At 42.3% G+C, this 636-nt stretch carries 1 protein-coding gene; it reads left to right on the top strand.

Annotation, left to right across the window (positions count from 1 at the left end; translation table 11 throughout):
• Positions 1–170: 170 nt before the first annotated feature.
• Positions 171–636, top strand: a 466-nt coding sequence (locus AB5935_RS26400) for a DUF1735 domain-containing protein (protein WP_410525555.1), incomplete at its 3' end; no start/stop codon positions are given.

Genomic DNA, 636 nt, shown 5'->3' with positions numbered 1-636 from the left:
GAGTTGGGTGTAGCCATGCTTAGCAGTGTATTGTATAGTAAAAGCTTTAATAGTATATCAGACGGTAATTTCGGTATGTAAATTTGCCGTCTTTTTTGTGTTCGGACGGCTATATAAATAGGGCACATAAGTGATTTATGTTTTTGATTAAACTTAATATACGAACTGGTATGAAAACAAAAAAAATACTTCGAGGTATGCTTACTATCATTTCACCGGCTATCATAACTACGGCCCTGTTGTTATGTGCCATCGGCTGTGATAATAAAGACTATAGCAATGCCTCCCCTTTCGATAATGTCGTCTATTTGGATGCAGCCAAGCTAAAGGACGTGTCCAACTTTACTTTTAACCGTACCATAGAGACGGGACAAAAGGAAATTTCCGCTTTGTTGGCACGTCCTGCAGGCGAGGATATCAATGTCGGTATTAAAGTAGACGCCTCGCTGGTGAATACTTATAACGCCCGCCTTGGTGCTAACTATACCATGCTTGATGCCAAGCATTACAAACTGTCGGCAGGTCAGACTGTTATCCCGCAAGGTGAAGTCAGCTCCAAACCTGTCACTATCGACTTCTCCGGTCTTACTGACCTTGAAATTGATGCAGGCTATTTGCTCCCCATCACTATCGACC

The organism is Phocaeicola sp. RTP21198st1_B8_RTP21198_201120, from assembly GCF_040929485.1.
Classification (GTDB): Bacteria; Bacteroidota; Bacteroidia; order Bacteroidales; family Bacteroidaceae; genus Phocaeicola; species Phocaeicola dorei.
This window is presented reverse-complemented; position numbering and strand designations above follow the sequence as displayed.